Source organism: Bacillus sp. SIMBA_074 (assembly GCF_046534555.1).
GTDB lineage: Bacteria > Bacillota > Bacilli > Bacillales > Bacillaceae_G > Bacillus_A > Bacillus_A mycoides.
The window spans coordinates 1-243 of the sequence record NZ_JAWRYM010001094.1 but is presented as its reverse complement, the minus strand read 5'-3'; the positions used below and the strand labels follow the sequence as shown (position 1 = coordinate 243).

Here is a 243-nt window from a genome sequence, read left to right as displayed (position 1 = left end):
CACCCCATAGAGAACGCCGAGAACAGCGCAAGGCAATGCGCAGCGCAGGCCTGCGGCGGTCACGATCTGGGTGCCGCACACGCGCGCGCTTGAGTTCGACGAGGAATACACGCGCCAATCGTGCGCGATCGCCGAGAGCGCGGGTGAAAGGAACTCATGGACTTCATCGAGCAAGCATCTGAAGGGCATGGGAATAACAGCGTGGGCCATCGCATCATTGTCGTTGAGCGCCTGCTGCGCGAC

The 243-nt window shown here is 62.1% G+C and carries 1 protein-coding gene; it reads left to right on the top strand.

Annotated elements, in window-relative coordinates:
- Positions 1-70 precede the first annotated feature (70 nt).
- Positions 71-243: hypothetical protein (locus SB773_RS34130; RefSeq protein ID WP_410594933.1), on the top strand; the 173-nt coding region annotated here is incomplete at its 3' end.